The 19,063-nt window shown below is 75.6% G+C and carries 18 protein-coding genes; 10 read left to right on the top strand and 8 right to left on the bottom strand.

Annotated elements, in window-relative coordinates:
* Together BLT72_RS18690 and BLT72_RS18685 are read right to left on the bottom strand one after the other, a co-directional pair.
* A complete protein-coding gene (locus tag BLT72_RS18690; RefSeq protein ID WP_091414761.1) occupies positions 1-903 on the bottom strand; it encodes a hypothetical protein in 903 nt (300 codons plus the stop codon).
* A gap of 159 nt (positions 904-1,062) precedes the next feature.
* Positions 1,063-1,782, bottom strand: a complete 720-nt coding sequence (locus BLT72_RS18685; RefSeq protein ID WP_231930152.1) for a GntR family transcriptional regulator — start codon at positions 1,780-1,782, stop codon at positions 1,063-1,065.
* 134 nt (positions 1,783-1,916) lie between these two features.
* On the opposite strand from BLT72_RS18685, the gene BLT72_RS18680 reads away from it, so the two are divergent.
* From BLT72_RS18680 to BLT72_RS18670, 3 genes are read left to right on the top strand one after another with little or no spacing between them, the layout of a single operon-like run.
* Complete coding sequence (locus BLT72_RS18680; protein ID WP_091414757.1) at positions 1,917-2,738, top strand: 6-phosphogluconolactonase; 822 nt, start codon at positions 1,917-1,919, stop codon at positions 2,736-2,738.
* A 53-nt stretch (positions 2,739-2,791) separates the two neighbouring features.
* On the top strand, positions 2,792-4,093 hold the full coding sequence (locus BLT72_RS18675; protein WP_091414755.1) for a family 4 glycosyl hydrolase: 1,302 nt from the start codon (positions 2,792-2,794) through the stop codon (positions 4,091-4,093).
* Positions 4,090-5,094, top strand: a complete 1,005-nt coding sequence (locus BLT72_RS18670) for an N-acetylglucosamine kinase (protein WP_091414753.1) — start codon at positions 4,090-4,092, stop codon at positions 5,092-5,094. Before BLT72_RS18675 ends, BLT72_RS18670 begins: the two co-directional genes overlap by 4 nt.
* Positions 5,095-5,124: 30 nt before the next feature.
* Here the strand turns inward: BLT72_RS18670 and BLT72_RS18665 are convergent, their stop codons facing one another.
* Positions 5,125-5,826, bottom strand: coding sequence for an MOSC domain-containing protein (locus BLT72_RS18665; RefSeq protein WP_091414751.1), 702 nt, complete (start codon positions 5,824-5,826; stop codon positions 5,125-5,127).
* A gap of 237 nt (positions 5,827-6,063) precedes the next feature.
* On the opposite strand from BLT72_RS18665, the gene BLT72_RS18660 reads away from it, so the two are divergent.
* Positions 6,064-7,869 carry an ABC transporter substrate-binding protein gene (locus BLT72_RS18660; protein WP_231930151.1) on the top strand — a complete coding sequence of 602 codons (1,806 nt, stop codon included), beginning with the start codon at positions 6,064-6,066 and terminating at the stop codon, positions 7,867-7,869.
* A gap of 96 nt (positions 7,870-7,965) precedes the next feature.
* Here BLT72_RS18660 and BLT72_RS18655 read toward each other — a convergent pair whose 3' ends face one another.
* Positions 7,966-8,778 carry a phosphatase PAP2 family protein gene (locus BLT72_RS18655; protein WP_091414749.1) on the bottom strand — a complete coding sequence of 271 codons (813 nt, stop codon included), beginning with the start codon at positions 8,776-8,778 and terminating at the stop codon, positions 7,966-7,968.
* A gap of 68 nt (positions 8,779-8,846) precedes the next feature.
* On the opposite strand from BLT72_RS18655, the gene BLT72_RS18650 reads away from it, so the two are divergent.
* The 3 genes from BLT72_RS18650 to BLT72_RS18640 are packed head-to-tail and all read left to right on the top strand — an operon-like array spanning position 8,847 to position 11,691.
* The gene (locus BLT72_RS18650) at positions 8,847-9,923 is read left to right on the top strand and encodes a hypothetical protein (protein ID WP_091414747.1); all 1,077 of its coding nucleotides are present in this window, start codon (positions 8,847-8,849) and stop codon (positions 9,921-9,923) included.
* Positions 9,920-10,882 (top strand): ABC transporter ATP-binding protein, encoded by a 963-nt coding sequence (locus tag BLT72_RS18645; RefSeq protein WP_231930149.1) that lies wholly within the window; start codon positions 9,920-9,922, stop codon positions 10,880-10,882. The genes BLT72_RS18650 and BLT72_RS18645 overlap by 4 nt, the downstream gene beginning before the upstream one ends.
* Complete coding sequence (locus BLT72_RS18640; RefSeq protein WP_091414745.1) at positions 10,879-11,691, top strand: ABC transporter permease; 813 nt, start codon at positions 10,879-10,881, stop codon at positions 11,689-11,691. The genes BLT72_RS18645 and BLT72_RS18640 overlap by 4 nt, the downstream gene beginning before the upstream one ends.
* 45 nt (positions 11,692-11,736) lie before the next feature.
* Here BLT72_RS18640 and BLT72_RS18635 read toward each other — a convergent pair whose 3' ends face one another.
* Complete coding sequence (locus BLT72_RS18635; protein WP_091414743.1) at positions 11,737-12,522, bottom strand: lipase family alpha/beta hydrolase; 786 nt, start codon at positions 12,520-12,522, stop codon at positions 11,737-11,739.
* Positions 12,523-12,652: 130 nt separating this feature from the next.
* Here BLT72_RS18635 and BLT72_RS18630 point away from each other — a divergent pair, with 130 nt between their 5' ends.
* A complete protein-coding gene (locus tag BLT72_RS18630) occupies positions 12,653-13,414 on the top strand; it encodes an ANTAR domain-containing protein (protein ID WP_091414742.1) in 762 nt (253 codons plus the stop codon).
* 36 nt (positions 13,415-13,450) lie between these two features.
* Here BLT72_RS18630 and BLT72_RS18625 read toward each other — a convergent pair whose 3' ends face one another.
* Positions 13,451-14,554, bottom strand: a complete 1,104-nt coding sequence (locus tag BLT72_RS18625; protein ID WP_231930147.1) for a carbohydrate kinase family protein — start codon at positions 14,552-14,554, stop codon at positions 13,451-13,453.
* A gap of 121 nt (positions 14,555-14,675) precedes the next feature.
* Between BLT72_RS18625 and BLT72_RS18620 the strand changes: the two genes are divergently transcribed.
* Positions 14,676-15,992, top strand: coding sequence for a family 4 glycosyl hydrolase (locus tag BLT72_RS18620; protein ID WP_091414738.1), 1,317 nt, complete (start codon positions 14,676-14,678; stop codon positions 15,990-15,992).
* Positions 15,993-16,047: 55 nt separating this feature from the next.
* Here the strand turns inward: BLT72_RS18620 and BLT72_RS22365 are convergent, their stop codons facing one another.
* On the bottom strand, positions 16,048-16,881 hold the full coding sequence (locus BLT72_RS22365; RefSeq protein ID WP_157720564.1) for a class I SAM-dependent methyltransferase: 834 nt from the start codon (positions 16,879-16,881) through the stop codon (positions 16,048-16,050).
* An 84-nt stretch (positions 16,882-16,965) separates the two neighbouring features.
* Between BLT72_RS22365 and BLT72_RS22360 the strand changes: the two genes are divergently transcribed.
* The gene (locus BLT72_RS22360) at positions 16,966-17,871 is read left to right on the top strand and encodes an aldo-keto reductase family protein (RefSeq protein WP_157720563.1); all 906 of its coding nucleotides are present in this window, start codon (positions 16,966-16,968) and stop codon (positions 17,869-17,871) included.
* Between the two features lie 18 nt (positions 17,872-17,889).
* Here BLT72_RS22360 and BLT72_RS18610 read toward each other — a convergent pair whose 3' ends face one another.
* Entirely contained in the window at positions 17,890-18,897 is a 1,008-nt protein-coding gene (locus BLT72_RS18610; protein ID WP_091414734.1) for a LacI family DNA-binding transcriptional regulator, read from the bottom strand.
* Positions 18,898-19,063 lie beyond the last annotated feature (166 nt).

The raw sequence follows: 19,063 nt of genomic DNA, 5'->3' as shown, positions 1-19,063 counted from the left end.
TCAGCACTCGTCCGGCCACCGGGCCGCTGCCCGCGCCCGACCGCCCGCACCCCACCGGGAGGCGTCGACCAGCGCACGCCAGGCGCGCAGCCGGCCGCCGTCCCAGGCCCGGCCGAGCGCGGCGTCGGCCGAGGCGACGAGCGGGCCCCCGCGCAGCACCTCCGACGCGGTCCAGCCGTAGCGCTGCAGACCGACGTCCAGCAGTCGACGGTCGCGGTCGAGGTCCGACCGGTGCACCGCCCGGTCCCGGTGCACCTCGCCGTCGTCCTCGTGCAGCCGTCGGGTGCCGACGATCCACAGGTCGGCGCGGGCGACGAAGCGGCCGTCGGCGTCGCGCACCACCCGCTGGGGCTCGACCGGGATCCCGGCCACCCCGTGCAGCACCCGCATCACCGACTCCCAGGCCGACTCGCTGCGGACGTCGAGCAGGGGGAGCGCACGACGCAGCACCGCGGCACCCGGTCGTCCCGTCGCCCCGACGGCGGCGAGCTCCTCGAGGGTGCAGTCGCGCGCCCGCAGGGCGGAGTCGGCGAGCGGGACCAGGTCGAGGACGGCCAGGTCACGGGCGGCGGCCAGCAGCGTCTCCGCCGCCGTCGCCACCCGGAAGCCTCGGACCAGCTCGGCCTGCGGCGGCTCGCGGAGCCGGAGGACGGCGAGGCCGCGGCGCTGCGGGTGCCGGTCAGCTCGCGCGACGGCCGCGAACACCGGTCGCGGCACGGCCGCCGGCAGCCACCAGCCCCGGAGCTGCGCTGCGGTCAGGGAGGTCCAGACGGCCGACGGCGGGAGCACCAGCCCCCACGCGCGCAGCCGGTCCTCCGCCGTCCAGGGTCCGTCGGCGTGCAGGCCGTGGGCGATGCGCAGCCACCGACGACCGCGCCGCTCGCTGCGGACCACCTCGACCACCCGGCCATCCTGGGGCCCCGACGTGGCCGCCGACCCCGCCCGCCGCAGATCTGTGGACGACGGACGCGAGTGCTGAGCAACCGTCTCCTGCGACGCTCCGAGGCGACGGGAAGTCAGCACTCGCGGGCCGGAGCCGTGGCGCGCGGGGCGCGGGGCGCGTCAGCGGGGCCGGAACAGGTCGGCCTGGAAGCGGTAGGAGTCGCCGCGGTAGTGCGTCGTGCCCAGCAGGACGGGTCGGCCGCCCTCGACGTAGCCCACCTCGGCACCGACCAGCACGGGCCAGCCGACCTCGACGCCGAGCTGCCCGGCCAGCGTGGCGTCGGCGACCTCGGCCCGGACGGCGTAGGCGGACCGCTCGATCCGCAGCCCGCAGCGCTCCTCCAGCTCGGCGTAGAGCGACCGGTCCGTGAGGTCGACGTCCACCAGACCGGCCGCGACGGCGAGGGGCAGCACGCTCTCGTCGAGGCAGATGACGGTCTCGTCCATGCCGCGCAGCCGGACCACCTCGAGCACCTCGGCCGCGGGCGCCGTGCCCAGCTGGTCGGCCTCGCCCAGGGTGGCCGGGCGGACGTGCTGCGCCAGCACCCGCGCCGTCGGCCGCAGTCCCCGGGCCCGGGCCATCTCCGAGAAGGTCTGCAGCACGCTCGGCGGCTCGCCCACCACCTGCGGGGCGACGAACCAGCCGCTGCCCAGCACGCTCTCCAGCCGGCCCTCCTCGGCCAGCCGGCGGAGGGCGTTGCGCACCGTCACCCGGGAGACGCCGAACCGCGCCGCGAGGACGCGCTCGGCGGGCAGCCGGGCGCCGGGGGCGAAGACCCCGTGCCGCAGGGCGTCGACCAGCTGCCGGTACGTCTGCATCGAGGCACCTGACTCACGCACGGCCTCAGGGTAGCGAGCCGGCGCGTGAGGGTGCCTTGACCCGCTTTTGGTCTAATTGGTACCTTCACGCCCTGGCGACCGCGCGGTCCCAGCAGCCGATCCCGACCCTGCCCGGCCCACCCGAGGAGATCAGCGTGCGCGTCGCCCCCGACGTCTTCGCCGACCCGCAGGCCCTCGGCCGGCAGGCCGCCGAGCTCGTCGCCGACGGGCTCGAGCGATCCCGCCTGGCGGGCCGGCCCTACCTGCTGGGCTGCCCGGGCGGCCGCAGCGCCGCCACCACCTACGCGGCGCTGGCCCAGCTCGTCGGCCGGCGACGGCTGGACCTCGGTCACCTCGTCGTCGTGATGATGGACGACTACCTCGTCCCCGGTCCCGGCGGACACCTCGAGCACGAGGACGACAGCGCCCCGCACTCCTGCATCCGGTTCGGGCGCGAGGAGGTCGTCGCGCCCCTGAACCGGGCCGCCGGCCGCGGCCGGGGGATGCCGCCGGACCAGCTGTGGGTGCCCGACCCGGCCCACCCCGACCGCTACGACGACGCGCTGGCCGCGGCCGGTGGCGTCGACCTCTTCCTGCTCGCCTCCGGCGCCGGGGACGGCCACGTCGCCTTCAACGCCCCCGGGTCACCGGCCGGCAGCCGCACCCGGGTGGTGTCGCTGCCCGACAGCACCCGCCGCGACAACCTGGCCACCTTCCCCACCTTCGGCGGCCGCCTGGACGCGGTCCCGGGACACGGGGTCACCGTCGGCATCGACACGATCGTCCGGCACTCGGCCTCGGTCCTGATGCTGGTCTCCGGCCCGGACAAGGGCCGTGCCGCCGCCCGGCTCTGCGCCGCCACCGGGTACGACCCGGCCTGGCCGGCCACCGTCTTCGCGGCCTGCGCCCGGCCCCGTCTCTTCCTGGACGACGCCGCCCGCCGCGCCGCGGCCGCCGTCACCGCCCCGGTCGGCTGACCGCAGCCCCCGCACCCCAGCAGCCCCGCACCGCCCCGAACCCGAGGAGCCGCATGGCCCGGATCAAGCTCGCCTACCTGGGCGGCGGCTCGTCGCGCGCCGCCGGCACCATGGCCTCGCTGATCGACCACGGCGAGGAGTTCGCCGGCTCCGAGGTGGTGCTCGTCGACCAGCGGCCCGAGGAGCTGGAGATCGTCCGGACGCTGGCCCAGGGCATGGCCCGGGCGGCCGGCCTGGACCTCACCGTCAGCGCCACCACCGACCGCCGGGCCGGCTTCACCGACGTCGACGCCGTCCTCACCAGCTTCCGGCCCGGGGACTTCGCCATGCGGGTCCAGGACGAGCTGATCCCGATGCGGCACGGCGTCATCGGCCAGGAGACCCAGGGGCCGGGCGGGCTGATGATGGCGCTCCGCTCGGTGCAGGTGTTCCAGGGCCTGCTCGCCGACCTGGACGCGGTGGCGCCGGCCGCCCGGGTGTTCAACTACACGAATCCGGTCAACGTCGTCTCCCAGGCGGTCCTCGACCACACCGGCACGCCCATCCTGTCGATGTGCGAGGGGCCGATGATCTTCTGGCCGTCGGTCCTGCGGACCGCCGGGCTGGACCCCGAGCGCGCCCACGTGGTGATGGCCGGGGTCAACCACAACTGCTGGTCGACCACCCACCTCTACGACGGCCAGGACGTGATGCCCCTGCTCGCGGAGGGCCTCGACCGCGTCCGCGACGACCCGGCGGTGCCGCTCTGGGACCGGCGGATGCTGCACCTGGCGGTGGCGATGCAGTCCATCCCCGCCGACTACTTCCGCTACTACTACTTCGGCCAGGAGGCCTTCCGCGAGGCCCAGGGCCGGCGGCTCACCCGCGCCGGCGTCATCCTGGAGCACGTGGAGGACTACTGGCAGCACTACCGCGAGCAGGCCGCCAGCCCCGCCCCCGTCCTGGACCCGGCCCGCTCCCGCGGCGGCATCCACGAGCTGGAGCTGGCGATCGACGTGATGAGCGCCTTCTACAACGACGCGCCGGCCGAGCTGCCGGTCAACCTGCTCAACACCGGCGGGGTGCTGCCCGGTTTCGACGACGACACCGTCGTCGAGGTCTGGTGCACCGTCGACGGCCGCGGCGCGACGCCGCTGCCGCAGCAGCCGCTGCCGCACGCCGTCCGCGGGATCACCCAGCAGCTCGCCGAGTACCAGCGGCTGGCGGCCGTCGCCGCCTGGGACGGCACCCGGGCCGACGCCGTCCGCGCGCTGGCCGCGCACCCCTTCGTGCCGACCCTGCCCGTCGCCGAGGAGCTCTACGACGACCTGGCCCATGCCAACCGGGACTTCCTGCCGGAGCGCCTGCTGCGGTGAGCCGCTGCTACCTCGGCGTCGACGCCGGCAACTCCAAGACCGTGGCCCTGCTCGCCGACGCGGACGGCCGGGTGCTGGGCCGGGGGCGGGCCGGGGTGGGTGACATCTACGGCGTCGCGACGCCCGAGCGCGCCGTCGACGCCGTGCTGGACGCCGTCGGTCAGGCCCTCGCCGCCGCCGCGACCGGTCCCGACGCGGTGGCCCACGCCGCCTTCCGGCTGGCCGGCGTGGACTGGCCCGAGGACGAGGAGCTGTGGACGGCGGCGCTCGCCGCGCGGGCGCCGCGGCTGCGCTCGCTCAGCGTCCGCAACGACGGCTACGCGCTGCTGCGCTGCGGCCGGCCCTCGGGCGTCGGCGTGGCCGTCACCGCCGGCACCGGGCCGGCCGTCTCCGGCCGCGGACCGGACGGCCGCGAGTGGTCGGCGGGCTGGTGGATCCAGCACGAGCTGGCGGGCCGCGGGCTCGGCGCCGCCGGCGTGCGGGCGGTGGTCGACGCCGAGACCGGGCTCGGCCCGCCGACGGCGCTGACGGGGCTGCTGCTGACCCTGTTCGGCGAGCCGGACGTGGCGGCCCTGCTGCACGCCTTCACCCGGCGCGAGCACCCCCGGCCCGACCGCGACACCTGGAGCGCCGCCCGCAGCGTGCTGCTCGCGGCCGGGGCGGGCGACCCGGTGGCGGCGGGGATCGTCGACCGGCACGCGACCGTGCTGGCCGGGCTGGTCGCGGTCACCGCCCGGGAGACCGGCCTCGACGCCGGACCCGGACCGGTGCCCGTGGTGCTGGGCGGGTCGGTGCTGAGCTCGGAGCACCCCGCCTACCGCACGGCGCTGACCACGGCCCTCGTGGGGGCGGTCGGCGCGGTGGACGTCACCGTCAGCACCGCCTCGCCGGTCGTCGGGGCCCTGCTCGACGCGCTGGCCGAGGGCGGCGTCGTCCTGGCGCCCGCCCTGCACACGCGGGTGCTGCGCACCGCGCACCCGCCCGCGTTCCTGCTGACCTGACACCTGAGGAGTGAGGTCGCCGCCGCCCACTCAGCCGGGGCCCAGCCGGCCCAGTGCGGCGTCCGCCTCGTGCCAGACCGTGCGGTGCCCGGCCCAGGTGCGCCAGTGCGCCGCCAGCTCGGGGGCGTCCCAGATCGGGGACAGGTCGCGGTCCTCGCCGTAGTAGATGCGGTTGATCGCCGCCGCGGTGATGCCGTGCGCGGGCACCGGGCCGAGGACGACGGCGTCGCCCGCCGCCAGCACCCCGTCCTGCAGCACCCGGAGCAGCACCCCGGGCCGTCGCGACGCCGCCGCCCGGCGTGGGAACGCGGGGTCGTCCATCTTGAGCCCGAGCTTCCAGCAGGGGGTGCGGGGCTCGGTGACCTGGAGGACCGCCGTGCCCACCTGCCAGGTCTGGCCGATCGCGGCGTTCGTCAGGTCGAGGCCGGTGGTGGTGAGGTTCTCCCCGAAGGCGCCGTCGGGGAACGGGCGCCCCGTCTCGGACTCCCACCAGTCCTCGTCCTCGCGGGCGTAGGCGTAGACGGCCTTGTCCCGGCCGCCGTGGCTCTTCCGGTCCGACTGCTCGTCGCCGGTGAGGCCCTCGGCGTCGACGGCGACCGGGCCGGTCGCCGGGGTCTTGAAGATGCTGCTGACCAGCTCGCGGCCCAGCCAGGTGTAGGTCTGGGGGGTGCCGACCGAGACGGTGCGGACGCGGCCGGGCGGGGCGGGGCACGGGGGGTGGGGCGCGGTCATGGGGACCTCCGGACGGGCTCCGGACGGCGCCCCGTCCGGTCACGGTACCGGCGGGTGCGTCCCCCGCCGCGGACGGTCCGGGACCCTGCAGGCGTCAAGATCTGCGGAGTCAGCGACGGACCGATGTGTGCAGACACTAGACCAATGAGACCAAAGTGCGCGACGCTGGGCGCGGTCGCGTCGGCTCCTGCCGATCCGCGCCGCTCAGCCGCGCACCACCGTCGAGGGGATGTCGTCATGGACCAGGGACCGGGGCACGACCAGCAGGGGGAGCGGGGGTCAGCGCTCCGGCCGAGCCGTCGCCGCCTCCTCGGGATGACGGGGGTGGGCCTGGCGGCCGCCTCGCTCGGGCTCGGCCTCACCGGCTGCGGCACCGCCCAGACCCGCAGCAGCAGCGGGGACGGCTCCGCCGCCTCGGGTCGGCCCGGGGCGTCGGGGGACACCCTGTTCGTGTTCGTGCAGTCGGGGGTGCCGACCAACTTCAACCCGCTGGGCGCCACCCCGGCCTGGCCGACGGCCAACGGCCACACGGCGCTCATCTACGAGACGCTGCTGCGGTTCAACCTGCTGGACGGCTCGCTGCAGCCGGGCCTGGCGCGGGAGCTGCAGGAGCCGGACGAGACCTCCCTCGTGCTCCCGCTGCAGGAGGGCACCCGGTGGAGCGACGGCACCGAGCTGACGGCCGACGACGTCGTCTACACCTTCGAGCTGGCGCAGAGGACGGCGCTCAACTACTCCAACCTCTGGGAGTACCTGGAGTCGGTGGAGGCCGTCGACCCCCGCACGGTGAAGTTCACCGCCAAGACCGAGCCCTACAACCCGGGCTCGATCAAGGACGCCCTCGCGGGCACCTTCATCGTGCCGAAGCACGTCTGGGAGCCGTTCGGCACGGAGGTGACCAAGGAGAAGAACCTGGAGCCGGTGGGCAGCGGGCCCTTCACCCTGGAGAGCTTCGACCAGACCCAGATCAACCTGGTCCGCTCCGACTCCTACTGGGGCACCCCCGTCTTCGGCACGCCCGCGATGACCACGATCAACCACCCGATCTTCAAGGACAACAACGCCTCCGACCTCAAGCTGGAGAGCGGTGAGCTCGACGCCGCGCAGACCTTCACCGCCCAGATCTGGAAGATGTGGGAGAAGGGCGCCCCCGTCGGCACCTGGCTCAAGGACAAGCCGTACTACCTACCCGGCAACCTGCCGCTGCTGGAGATCAACGGCACCGTCAAGGGGCTGGACGAGCCGAAGGTGCGCCGCGCCATCGCCTACGCGATCGACTACCCGGCCATCGCCAGCACGGCCATGTCCGACTACTCCGACCCGGCGCAGGCCAGCCTCATGCTGCCCTCGGGCGCCGAGGGCAAGTACTTCGACCAGGCGGCGGTCGACAGCCAGGGCTGGACCCACGACCCGGCCAAGGCCGTCGACCTGCTGGAGAACGAGCTGGGCTGCACGAAGGGCGAGGACGGCATCTACTCCCTCCCCGACGGCACCCGGCTCGGACCCTGGGAGGCGATCACCCCGACGGGCTGGACCGACTGGAACACCGCGCTCGAGATCGTGGCCAAGTCCTGCAAGGCGGTCGGCATCGACGTCTCCACCAAGTTCCCGCAGGCACCCCAGGTCACCACGGCGATCCAGAACGGCAACTTCCAGCTGGCGTGCTGGAACGCCTCCGGCGTCAGTGTCGCCAGCCCGTGGACCCGGTTCCGCGACGTCCTCGACGACCGGGGCATCCCGCCGATCGGCAAGACCGCCTTCGCCAACTTCACCCGCTTCTCGCACCCGGACGTGCCCGCGCTGCTCGACTCCGTCGGCTCCGCGGCCGACGACGCCGCGCTCAAGGAGATCTACGGGAAGCTGGACGCGATCTACCGCGAGGGCATCCCCGTCGTCCCGCTGATGTACCGGCCCAACGAGTTCTACGAGTTCAACAGCTCGAACTGGACCAACTTCCCCGACGAGACCAACCCCTACGCCCCGCCCGGGTGGACGGGCGCCTCCATCGGCTGGATCTTCGGGATCAAGAAGGTGGGCACCTAGCCGGGCCCTGCAGGCCGAGGACGTCGCTGCCCCCGGGGACGTCGGTGCGCCGTGCCGTGAACGCGCGGCACGGCGCAGCAGCGTCCGGGTGGGCGGTCAGGTCCGGGCCGGCTCACGTCGGCGGACGGTGAGGAACAGCCGGTGCGCCGTGACCACCAGGGCGAGCCAGGCGAGCCCGATCACCCACCCGACCATGACGTCGGTCAGCCAGTGGTGGCCGAGGAACACCCGGCTCAGCCCGATGGCGAGGGCCCACACGCCGGCGAGCACCACGGTGAGGACCCGGGCCAGCCGGCCCTCCAGGTGCAGCAGCAGCAGGTAGGCGACCATCCCGGCGATGGCGGTGCTGTTGAGCGCGTGGCCACTGGGGAAGGACGGGCTCGACTCGAACGGCGGCACGGCGTCGACGCGCGGCGGCCGGAGCCGGCCGACGGCGTTCTTGCCCACCACGGTGGCCAGCAGCGAGCCGGCGACGGTGATGAGCATGAGCACGAGGGGCGTCCGGGACCGCCAGCGCCACACCATCAGGGCGGTGATGGTGGCGGCGATGACCGTCATGCCCAGCGGCCCGCCGAGGTGGGTGAAGAAGGTGAGCGCGGAGTCCAGACCGGGTCTCCGCGCGGCCAGCGCCTGGTCGAGCACGGGCCGGTCCAACCCGGCGATGCCCTCGGACTCCTCGACGGCGTCGTAGATGCCGCCGGCGGCCAGCACCAGACCGAGGGTCAGCAGCAGGCCGACGGCCGCGGTCACGGCTAGCACCCCGTGCGCGCTGACCACCCGGGCCAGCGCGACCATCCGGTCGACGAGCCACCGGCCGCCCGCCGTCCCCCAGCGGGTGAGCGGGCGTCCGCCGATCTGGTCCTCCCCGGGTGCGGTCTCGGCCAGGCCCAGCCGGTCTCTCTGCTGCATCCGACCATCCTCTCCCGCCCCCGGTAACCGGCCGCCCCGGCTTCGGCCGCCCACCTACAGTGGCGGCCATGGGCGTGCGCTGGCTGGTGGTGCTGCTCGTCGCCGTGGCGCTCGTGGGCACCCCCCTCGCGCTGGGCGCGCGGCCGGTGCCGGACCCGCCGCGTGACCCCGTGGCGCTGGCCCGGCTGGTCCGGACGTCGGCGACCTGGGGCTGGTCGGGCACGGTGCGGACGGCCGGAGCCCTCCAGGTGCCGGAGAGCGAGTCGTTCGCCACCCTCGGCCAGCTGCTCGGCGAGGACAACCAGCTCCGGGTCTGGTGGCGGGGGCCGGAGGAGTGGCGGGTCGACCGGCTGCGCAGCACGGGCGAGACCGACCTGTTCCGCTCGCGGGGGCTGCAGGTCCGCTGGGTCTTCGAGTCCGACACCGCCACCGTGTCCCCGGTGAGCCGGATCCGGCTGCCCGACACCGCCGACCTGCTGCCCGCCACCCTCGCCCGTTCGCTGCTGCAGGGCGTCCGGGACGACGAGCTGGGCCGGCTGCCGGCCCTCCGGGTGGCCGGGGTGGTCGCGCCCGGCCTGCGGATCACCCCCGACGACCCGGCCGCCAGCGTCGCGCACGTCGACGTCTGGGTGGAGCCGGGCAGCGGGCTGCCGCTGCGCGTGGAGGTGTACGGCGCGGAGGACGTCCGACCGGTGCTCAGCAGCATCGTCACCCGGCTCGACCTGGCGCCGCCGGACTCCGCCACCACCGTCTTCCGGCCGGCGGCCAGCACCACGCTGACCTACGAGGACGCCGTCGACGCGGCCGCGGCCGCCAACGCGCTCGCGCCCTACGACCTGCCGGCGACGCTGGCCGGGCTGCCCACCCGCGGCGAGGACCCGGCCGCCGTCGGGATCTACGGCCGCGGCCCGACCGCGCTGATCGCGCTGCCGCTGCGCGGCCAGGTGGCCCGTCCGCTGCGCGACCGGCTGGCCGCCAGTGGCAGCGCCCGGCAGACCGCGGTCGGCACCGTGGCCCCCGTCGGGCCCGTCTCGCTGCTGGTCACGCCCGGGCAGCGGGGGCGGGGCGCCTTCCTGCTCGCCGGCACGGTCACGCCCGCGACGCTGGAGCGGGCCGCGACGGAGCTGCTGGCGGTGACCCGGTGAACGTGCGGAGCTCGGGTGCGCGGGCCGAGCTGGTCGAGCAGCTGCCACCACCCCCCGACGAGGCCGTGGTCATCCGCACGCGCGGGCTGACCAAGCGGTACGGCGAGCTGCGCGCCGTCGACGGCATCGACCTCGAGGTCGGCCGGGGCGCCGTGTACGGCTTCCTCGGGGCCAACGGCTCCGGCAAGACGACCACCGTCCGGATGCTGCTGGGGCTGGTGCTGCCCACCTCGGGGACCGCCGAGGTGCTGGGCCGGCCGATGCCGGCGGGCCGGGCGGAGGTGCTGCCCCGGGTGGGCGCGCTGATCGAGGGCCCGGGCGCCTACCCGCACCTGTCCGGCCGGGCGAACCTGGCGCTGCTCGACGCCAGCGGTGCCGACCGGCTGCCGCGCCGCTCCCGGCACCCGCGGATCACCGAGGTGCTGGCCGAGGTCGGCCTGGACCCGGCGGACCGGCGACCCACCCGGGCCTACTCCCTCGGCATGCGGCAGCGGCTGGGGCTGGCCGCGGCGCTGGTGCGCCGGCCGGACCTGCTGGTCCTCGACGAGCCGACCAACGGCCTCGACCCGCAGGGCATCCAGGAGATCCGCGAGCTGCTGCTGCGGCTCAACGCCGCCGGCACGACGATCTTCCTCTCCAGCCACCTGCTGGCGGAGATCGAGCAGATGTGCAGCCACGTCGGGGTGCTCGACCGGGGCCGGCTGGTGCTGCAGGAGCGGCTGGACGTGCTGCTCCGGCCGACCGGCCTGGTGGCCGTGCGCACCCCCGACGTGCAGCGCGCCACCGAGCTGCTCGGCTCGGCCGTCGCCGGGGTCGAGGCGGACCGGCTGCTCGTCCGGGCCCTCGACGCCGCCGGGCTGAACGCCCACCTCGTCGCCGCCGGCCTCCGGGTCGCCGAGCTGGGGCCGCACCGCCGCGACCTGGAGCAGGTCGTGCTCGAGGCGGGGCGGTTGCCGTGATCACCGTCGAGCTGGTCAAGATGCTGCGCCGCCCGCGGACGTGGGTGATCATCGCGATGCTGGTCGCCCTGCCCACGCTGGTCGCCGTGCTGCTCGCGGTCACCGACCTCGCGCCCGCGCCCGGCGACGGGCCGCCGTTCCTCTCCGCGGTGCTGAGCGACGGGACGCTGTTCCCGCTCGCCGCGCTCGGGGTGGTGCTGCCGCTGTTCCTGCCGATCGCCGTCGCCGTGCTGGGCGGCGACGCCATCGCCGGCGAGGCGCAGACCGGCACCCTGCGCTACCTGCTGGCCCGCCCGGTCGGCCGCACGCAGCTGCTGCTGGCCAAGCTGGTGACCGTCGTCGCCTTCGTGCTGCTCGCCGTGCTGGTGGTCGCGGCGGTCACCGCCGTCGAGGGCCGGCTGCTGCTGGGCGACGTCCCGGCGAGCGGGACCGTGAGCCTCAGCGGCTCCACGCTGACCCCCACCGACATCGCCGTCCGGACCGCGCTGGCCCTCGGCTACGTCGTCGTCTCGATGCTCGGCGTGGCCGCGGTCGCCCTGTTCTTCTCGACGCTGACCACCTCCTCCATCGGCGCCGCCCTCGGCACCATCGGCCTGCTGATCGCCTCGACCGTGCTGCTCGGCCTGGACGCCGCCGGGACCCTGCACCCGTACCTGCCCACCCGCTACTGGCTGGCCTTCGTCGACCTGTTCCGCGACCCGATCCTCTGGACCGACGTCGGCCGCGGCCTGGTGGTGCAGCTGGGCTACCTGCTCGTCTTCGCCCTGGCCGCGTGGGCGAGCTTCAGCACCAAGGACGTCGACGACTGACGCGCCCGCGGCCACCTCTCGCCCCGCCCGGAGCCCGTCGCCGGGTCAGCAGCGGACGTCGGCGGGCGCCGCCGGGTCACCGGCGCCCAGGGCCGAGCCGAGGAGGGCCAGGGTCACCGGGTCGGTCGGCAGGCCGCCGTGCGGCGTCCGCGCCGCCGGGCAGAGGTCCTGGACCACCACGTCGAGGGCGCCGTCGAGGGCGGCGGAGTCGACGGGGGTGACCACCTGGTCGGCGGTCGAGCGGAGCGTGACCCAGCCGGGACCGGCGGGGGTCTCGTCGCGGGCGTTGAGCCGGCGCAGCAGCGCGCTGCCGGGGACCAGCTGCTCGCAGGCCGTCGGGCAGCCGCCTGCCAGGCTCGCGCCCAGCGCCGCCTGCGTCGTGCCGTGGTGCGGGGAGCCCAGGGTCAGCACCCGGCGGGCCACCGCGTCGCCGCCGTGGTCGCGGACCCACAGCCGGGCCACCACGCCGCCCGCGGAGTAGCCGACGACGTCGACCGACGGGGCACCGGCCTCGTCCCGGGCCTGCTCGGCGACCCGCGCCAGGGCCGCGGCCTGCGCGTCGAGGTCGCCCGTCCCGTCGCCGACCTCGGGGACGACAACGGCGTTCCGCCCGGCGGCGCGGACCGCGGCGGCGAGAGGTTGCAGGGAGGAGCCGTCGCCGCCGTAGCCGGGCACGAGCAGCACCGGGCCGAGGACGTCCTGCGGGACGGCGGCCACCGGCCGGCCGGCTCGCACCACCAGGCCGCCGACCAGCACGGCCAGCAGCAGGGCGACGACGGCGACGCCGGCCAGCACGACGCGTCGGCGCTGGGGGCTGAGGGCGTCGAGCACCCAGCGAGGCTACGTGGGACGGGACGGCCCCGGGTCGTCCGGTCGACGGCCGGATGTCTCGTAGGCTGAGCGGGACACCCGAGGGTCGTGACCCCGGGTCACGCACACCGGGACGAGGAGAGGGGGCAGCATGGACGACGACGCCTTCCGCCACCAGGTCTGGACCCGGCTCGAGCGGAGCGTGGTGGAGACGACGTCCGTGCAGGACTACCTCCAGGACGCGGTGCTGGCGACCGAGGCCGTGGTGGGGGTCGAGGGCTCCTTCAGCCTGTCGGTGCTGCTCTACGGGAACCTGCTGACGGTGGCCACCACCGACCGGTCGGCGTGGGACGCCGACCAGGTCGAGTTCGACACGGAGGCGGGCCCCTGCGTCGAGGCGCTGCGGAACGGGGTGGACACCGGGGTCGTCGACCTGCGCACCGAGCAGCGCTGGCCCGCCTGGGCCGCCGTCTCGACCCTGCTCGGCTTCCACGGGGCGGCCGGCATCCCGGCCGAGATCACCCCTGGCCAGCGGCTCGCCCTGAACCTCTACACCCCGGATCCCGAAGCCCTGCACGGCGAGCCCGTGCACCGGGCGCGGCTGTTCAACCAGGAGGTGGCGCGGACCCTGCCCACCGTCCTGCGGATCACGGAGCAGGGCCAGCTGGCCGAGCACCTGCAGGAGGCGCTGGCCGGCCGCTCGACCATCGACCAGGCGCTCGGGGTGCTGATGGCGCAGAACCGCTGCACCCGCGACGAGGCCTTCGGCATCCTCCGGCGGGCGTCGCAGCACCGCAACCTCAAGCTCCGCGAGGTCGCCGCGGCGGTGATCGAGCGGTTCACCGGCCACGCAGCCGCGGAGCCGCCACCGTTCACCCCGCCCCGCCCCGCTCGGGACCGTCCCGTCCGGTAGCGCCCCGGTCGACCCGCACCCGCTCGGGCGCCGTGGTCAGTCCAGCGGCCGGGTGCGGCCGATGGTCGCGGCGGCCCACCGGCGCTCGCGCGCCTGCTCCGGCAGCACGGGGAGCCCGTCGAGGAACGCGTACCGGCGACGCAGCGACGTCAGGTAGGCACTCGAGCCCGGGGCGCCGGTGATGCCGTGCCACCAGTCGAGGACGTCGCCGAAGCCGGGCGCGGCCAGCGAGCCCCCGAACTGCTGCACCGCGAGCGCCGAGCACAGCGCGCCCAGGGCCAGCCGGTCCACCAGCGGCCAACCGTTGAGCGTGCCCAGCACCAGGCCGCTGACGAAGACGTCGCCCGCCCCGGTCGGATCGATCGCCGGGACCCGCAGCGCCGGCACCTCGGCCTCCTCCCCCGTGCTGGCGTCGATGGCCAGCGCGCCGTGCGGGCCGTTGGTCACCACCGCCAGCGGGACCAGGTCGGCCAGCGCGTAGAGCGCGTCCCGGGGGGTGTCGGTGCGGGTGTAGGCCATCGCCTCGGCCGCGTTGGGCAGGAAGGCGTGGCAGGAGGCCAGCGGTTCCAGGGTGCGGGCCGACCACTGCTCCGTCTCGTCCCAGCCCACGTCGGCGAAGACCAGGGCGCCGTCAGCCCGGGCCCGGTCCACCCACGAGGGCTGGTCCGGCTCCCCCGACCAGCCGTGGGCGAGGTCGACGACGACGGCCCGGGACCGGGGCGGGACGCCGATCATCTCGTCGGCGCGCATCGGGGCGTCGTGGGCGTGCGTCACCATGCTGCGGTCGCCCTGGGTGGCCATCGAGACGGTGACGGGGGAGTGCCAGCCCTCGAAGGTGCGCGAGCAGGAGAGGTCGATGCCCTCCTGGTCGGCCAGCGTGCGCCAGCAGAACTCGCCGTACACGTCGTCGCCGAAGGCGGCGGCCAGGGAGGTGCTCAGCCCGAGCCGGCTGGCCGCGGTGGCCAGGTTGGCCACGCCACCGGGGGACGACCCCATCCCGCTGGCGTGGGTCTCGACGCCCGGCGGCGGGAAGGCGGAGAGCCCGGTGAAGATCAGGTCGAGGAAGACCGTCCCGTGCACGAAGAGGTCGAACCGGGCGGGCTCCGGCGCACCGGGGGTGGTCCTCGCCTCGTCCGTCACGCTCGCCTCCGCTCCGGTGGTGCCGGCGTCCCCGGTCCCGGGACCAGTCTGGCCCCCCTCGCCGCCGGGCAGGGGTCGACGCCCGGAGCCCGGACGCAGGGCGCCGGTACGCTCTCGGCCCATGGCCAGACTGACGGTCCTCGGCGGGGGCGGCTTCCGCGTCCCGCTCGTGCACGGCGCCCTGCTGGGCGATCACGGTGACCCGCGCGTCGACGAGGTGGTGCTGCACGACGTCGACCAGGGCCGGCTGGACGCCGTCGCCCACGTGCTGGCCCAGCAGGCCGCGGGGGTGCCGGACGCCCCGCGGGTCCGCACCAGCACGGTGCTGGCCGACGCGCTGGAGGGCGCCGACTTCGTCTTCTCCGCCGTCCGCGTCGGCGGGCTGGCCGGCCGGTCCCGCGACGAGCACGTCGCCCTCGACCTCGGGGTGCTGGGCCAGGAGACCACCGGGCCCGGCGGGATCGCCTACGGCTGGCGGACCATCCCGGTGGCGCTCGAGGTGGCGCGCACCGTCAACCGCGTCGCGCCGGGCGCCCAGGTCATCAACTTCACGAACCCGGCCGGGATGATCACCGAGGCGATGCAGGCCGAGCTGGGCGCGCGGGTGGTGGGCATCTGCGACTCCCCGGTCGCGCTGGCCCGACGGGCCGCCCTCGCCCTGGGGCTGGACCCGGCCCGGACCCACGCGGACTACGCCGGGCTCAACCACCTGGGCTGGTTGCGGGCGCTGGTGCACGACGGCGTCGACGTGCTGCCCGCCCTGCTGGCCGACCCGGCGGCGTTGGCGACGATCGAGGAGGCCCGGCTGCTGGGCGCGGACTGGGTGGCCGCGCTGGGGGCGCTGCCGAACGAGTACCTCTACTACTACTACTACGCCCGGGACGCGGTCGCGGCGATCCGCTCGGAGCCGCAGACCCGGGGCGACCACCTGCTGAGGACCCAGCAGCAGTTCTACGCCGACGTGGCCGCCGAGCCCGACCGGGCGCTGCAGCACTGGCGCCGGGTCCGCCGCGAGCGCGACGCCAGCTACCTCGCCGAGGTCCGCGGGGCCGACGACGAGCGGTCCGAGGCCGACCTGGCCGGCGGCGGCTACGAGGGCGTCGCGCTGGCCTACATGGCCGCGGTGCTGCGCGGTGAGACGACGACGATGATCCTCGACGTCCGCAACGGCTCGACGCTGCCGGGGCTGCCCCCCGAGGCGGTGGTGGAGGTGCCCTGCCTGGTGGACGCCACCGGGGCCCGGCCGCTGGCGACCGCGCCGCTCACGGGTCACCAGCTGGGCCTGGTGCAGCAGGTCAAGGAGGTCGAGCAGCGCACCATCGCCGCCGCCCGTGACCAGGACCCCGACGCCCTGGTCACCGCCTTCGCGCTGCACCCGCTGGTCGACTCCGTCACCGTCGCCCGCGACCTCGCCCGCGGCTACGGCATCACCCGCTGACCCCCACGCCCTGCGCCGCCCCCGCGCCGCTCCGCCCTCCGATCCCGTCGACGGGTCAGACCGCCCGCGCCAGCACCACGACCGGCGCCAGCGACCCGGCGCGGATCGCGGCGACGTCGTTCCGCAGGCGCTCGACGAACCCGGGACCGAAGACGGCCGCCGGGCTGAGCGGGGGCGGCCCGGGGGTGCGGGCCGCGATCTCGGGCACGGCCGCGCTCCGGTCCTCGACCTCCTCCACCTCGAACCCGGCCGAGCGCAGCGCGCCGGTCAACGTGTCGAGGTCGACCAGGAAGGAGGACCCCTCCGCCTCGGCCCAGGGGAGCGGGTAGGTCAGCGCGCCGGGGCCCGTCCGGACCTGCTCGAAGAGGCCGAAGACGCCGCCGTCGGCCAGCACCCGCCGGACCTCGGCGAAGACGGCGGGCTTGTCCGGCAGGTTCATCCCGACGTGGATCATCATCGCGGCGCTGAACCGGCCCGTCTCCAGGTCGAGCTGCTCCGCGGAGCCCAGCCGGTGCTCCACCCGGTCCCCGAGCCCCACCCGGTCGGTGAGCGCGCGGGCGGCCTGCACGAAGTCCGGGGAGAGGTCGACGCTCACCACGGGGCACCCGTGGCCGGCCGCCGCGGCGCGGGCCGGCCCACCCAGGCCCCCGCCCACGTCCAGCAGGGGCGTGCCGGGTCCCAATTCCAGCCGGCCGAGCAGGTGGGCCGTCGCGGCCGCGCCGCCGAGGTGCAGCTGGTCCACCGAGCCGAGGGCCTGGGGGGTCAGGCGCTCCGGGTCAGCGCCGCTCGCGGCGACCGCGTCGAGCACCACCTCGGCCAGCCCCTCGCGGCTGTAGTGGCTGCGCACCATCTGCTGCACGTCCTGCTGCAGGTCCTGCTGCCCGTCCATGGCGACCCCCTGCCCGAACCTAGACCTCCGCCGCGGTGCTGACCAGGGTCGTCGGGCGGGGTCGACGGCGGCTACCGTCGGTCCGTGTCCCGACCCCTCTCCGACCTGCCCCCCTTCGTCTACGGCACCACCCGCCTGGGACATCCCGACGTCCCGCGCGAGCAGCAGCTGGCCATGGCCCGGACGGTGCTGGCCGAAGGCCTGTGGATGCACACGTCGCGCCAGTACGACCACGCCCTCGAGGTGCTCGGCGAGGCCTTCGCCGAGAACCCCGACGCGATCCCCCCGGTCATCGTCAAGCTCGGCGGCGGCACGGTGGACGAGGTCCGCGCGACCATCGCGGCCAACACCGGCCCCCTGGGCATCGGCTCGATCGCCCTGGGCCAGCTGAACCCGGTCGGCCGGCTGGCTGACGACCTGGTCGCCGGCGGCGCGGCCCTGGACGGGCTGCGAGCGGTCCGCGACGAGGGGCTGGTCGGCCGGTTCGTCCTCGAGATCTTCCCGTGGACCAGCGCGGCCCCGCTGGAGGCGCTGCGAGCCGGCCACCTCGACGGGCTCGTCGAGGGGGTCATCACCTACCTCAACCCGCTGCAGCGGTTCGCCTCCAACGCGCTCTGGGACGAGCTGCGCGAGCGCGGCACCAGCATCATCTCGATGCGCACGGTCTGCGGGGCCCCGGTGCAGATGCTGCGCGACGTGCCGGGTGCGGCCTGGCAGCCCTACCTGCAGGAGCGGGCGGTCGAGGTCGCGCCGGTCTTCGAGCGGTCCGGCGTGCCCACCTGGGCCGAGTTCTGCTTCCGCTTCGTCCGCAGCCACCCGCAGGTGGTCTCGACCGTCGGCTCGACCAGCCGACCGGAGCACCTCGACGAGCTGCTGGCCGCGAGCCAGGGCAGCGGTGGCCTCGACGCCGACGTGCTGGCCGAGCTGGAGGCCCTGCATCGGCGCTGGTCCGACGAGACCGACGTGCACGCCGAGCCCTGGACGATGTAGCCGACCTGACAGCTCGGTTCAGACCGAGGACTGCCGGACCACGAGGTCGCAGGGCTGCCGGTGCACGCCGCGCGGCAGCTCCTTGCCGTCGATGGCGTCCATCAGCCGGGTCGCCGCGTGCTGGCCGAGGGCGGTCAGGTTGGGGTCGACGGTGGTGAGCGGGGGGCGCGCGGCCTCCACCATGACGTCCCAGTTGTCGAAGCCGACGACGGCCACCCGGCCCGGTACGTCGGCGCCCGCCTCGCGCAGGCCGTCAGCCACCCCGCGCGCGATCTGGTCGCTCCCGCAGACCACCGCGTCGACGCCCGAGTCCCGCCGCAGCAGCTGGGCGGCGGCCGTCCGTCCCCAGGCCTCGCTCCACTGGCCGAGCAGCACCAGCTCCGGGGCCAACGGGAGGTCGGCCGCCTCCAGGGCGCGCCCCACGCCCTCCCGGCGACGCTGGGTCGACCAGTGCCGCTCGGGCCCGCTGACGTGGGCAAAGCGTTTCCGCCCCGACGCCACGAGGTGCTCGGTGGCCAGCGCGGCGCCCTGGACGTCGTCGTAGGTGAGGGACAGGTCCTCCGGGTCGTCGGACTGCACCAGGACGTAGACGACGGGGATCGGCAGGCGGCCCAGCGACGGCCGGGGGTCGGGCCGGCGACCCGTCACCACCAGCCCGTCCACCCGGCGGTTCAGCAGCTCCTGCACGTAGTGCCGCTCGCGCAGCGGGTCGCCCCGGCCGTCGCACAGCAGGGTCGACATCCGGCCGGCGCCCAGCGCGTCCTCGATGCCGACCATCACGGGGGTGGTGAAGCGGCCGAAGCTGTCGCTGGTGAGGATGCCGACCGTGTAGGTCCGGCCCTCCAGCAGGCTCTTGGCGAGGTGGTTGGGCCGGAACCCCAGCTCCTCGGCCGCCGCCGCCACCCGGTCCCGGGTGGCCGCCCGCAGCTGCCCGGTGCCGTTCAGCGCCTTCGACACCGTCCCGGGGGAGACCCCCGCGCGAGCGGCGACGTCGCGCACCGTCGGCGGGGCTGACCGCGACCGCATGGGTGGACCTCCGGGCGTCGAGGCTCCCGGCGGTGACCCGGGTGGGACACCGCGGAGAAACCGTGCTCCCGCTCTTGACCCGAGCGGAAGCGGAACACTAGCATCCGGCACGGAAAACCATTTCCGCACGTTCCGCGCCCCGTGGCGCGTCGAGGGCGAGGGAGCC

Source organism: Friedmanniella luteola (genome assembly GCF_900105065.1).
Taxonomy (GTDB): domain Bacteria; phylum Actinomycetota; class Actinomycetes; order Propionibacteriales; family Propionibacteriaceae; genus Microlunatus; species Microlunatus luteolus.
The sequence above is the reverse complement of the archived record's forward strand: the minus strand, read 5'-3'. Positions and strand labels throughout refer to the sequence as shown.

Excerpts from the sequence above, each read along its gene's own strand:
- BLT72_RS18675 (WP_091414755.1), top strand. The coding sequence starts at position 2,792 with ATGGCCCGGATCAAGCTCGCCTACCTGGGCGGCGGCTCGTCGCGCGCC.
- BLT72_RS18665 (WP_091414751.1), bottom strand. The coding sequence starts at position 5,826 with ATGACCGCGCCCCACCCCCCGTGCCCCGCCCCGCCCGGCCGCGTCCGC.
- BLT72_RS18660 (WP_231930151.1), top strand. The coding sequence starts at position 6,064 with ATGGACCAGGGACCGGGGCACGACCAGCAGGGGGAGCGGGGGTCAGCG.
- BLT72_RS18655 (WP_091414749.1), bottom strand. The coding sequence starts at position 8,778 with ATGCAGCAGAGAGACCGGCTGGGCCTGGCCGAGACCGCACCCGGGGAG.
- BLT72_RS18650 (WP_091414747.1), top strand. The coding sequence starts at position 8,847 with ATGGGCGTGCGCTGGCTGGTGGTGCTGCTCGTCGCCGTGGCGCTCGTG.
- BLT72_RS18630 (WP_091414742.1), top strand. The coding sequence starts at position 12,653 with ATGGACGACGACGCCTTCCGCCACCAGGTCTGGACCCGGCTCGAGCGG.
- BLT72_RS18620 (WP_091414738.1), top strand. The coding sequence starts at position 14,676 with ATGGCCAGACTGACGGTCCTCGGCGGGGGCGGCTTCCGCGTCCCGCTC.
- BLT72_RS22365 (WP_157720564.1), bottom strand. The coding sequence starts at position 16,881 with ATGGACGGGCAGCAGGACCTGCAGCAGGACGTGCAGCAGATGGTGCGC.
- BLT72_RS18610 (WP_091414734.1), bottom strand. The coding sequence starts at position 18,897 with ATGCGGTCGCGGTCAGCCCCGCCGACGGTGCGCGACGTCGCCGCTCGC.